Source organism: Oleiphilus sp. HI0123 (assembly GCF_001635315.1).
Genome location: NZ_LWGE01001843.1, coordinates 1 through 1051 on the forward strand (window position 1 = coordinate 1; position 1051 = coordinate 1051).

The 1051-nt window shown below is 41.1% G+C and carries 1 protein-coding gene; it reads right to left on the reverse strand.

Going from position 1 to position 1051, the window contains the following annotated elements; all coding sequences use genetic code 11:
• Window positions 1-364 (reverse strand): succinate dehydrogenase, cytochrome b556 subunit (gene sdhC / locus A3761_RS24760; RefSeq protein WP_068751106.1); only part of this gene is annotated, 364 nt, incomplete at its 3' end.
• Between the last annotated feature and the right edge of the window lie 687 nt (window positions 365-1051).

Genomic DNA, 1051 nt, shown 5'->3' on the forward strand with positions numbered 1-1051 from the left:
AAACTCCTGCCAATAAGATAAGTACAACTGACACTGCTATAACAACTTTGGCACCGAACTGGCCAGCTTCAAGCGTTTCACCAATACCACAGTCCATTAATAAATGTCTAATTCCCGCTACCAAGTGATAAAGAAGCGCAGAAACCAAGCCCCACATAATCAAAGTAACAAAAGCACCGTCCAGACACTCTTTAGCGGCGTTAAAACCGTCTTCGCTCGAGAGCGAAAGTTCAAGGACATACATAAGAATTGCCACACCAACGAACAAGGCCACACCGGTAACACGGTGCACAATTGACGTTAGCGCAGGCAGAGGAAAACTAAATTGAGTTAGATCGAGATTTACAGGTCGTTTATCTTTCACAGCACATATACTCTCTCAAGTTGGCATGAGCTAATTTAAACAAAGGAAGGCATCTCTAAAGATTCGCCAACCCTTGCAACCTTTTTATAATAAGATGTTTCAACGCTATTCAGCCTTGCCGCCCGAAAATCTACAATAAAGATTATCCGAAACAAAACGTGAAATAGGCCACCACCTAATTTTGCTGACGGATTATAGGGATTAAGGCCGCGAAATACAAACCACGAACAAAAATAACGGCATTATTTGGCCATTATAAATTTTCTTGTATTTGACAATAATATTTCAGCAACATAGTAGCCCCGCCTTAGGCAGCTCTGGCACCATATCAAGCTTTTTTTCTTAGTTTTCATACCCACTTTGCACCAAATTAGCTTTTATTAGATATTTCCGCGCCACAGCCGTGCAAATTTCACCCACCCAAAAAGCCGAAACTTTCTTTGATTTTTTTTTCATCTACATTGGCACATTACAGAGACGTGACTATAGTCATTCTATTTGTCATAATGCGCAAACTTTTAAGTCGCCAACTGGCCGCAAGCTTTTTACCTATTAATCAGCAGCTACGCTTGGCTTACTCTATCTCAGCAACAGGATAGCACCATGACTGATAAAAAAGCTCAGTTATCGGTTGATGGGAAAACCATCGATTTACCAATTTATTCTGGCTCTGTCGGCCCAGATGTA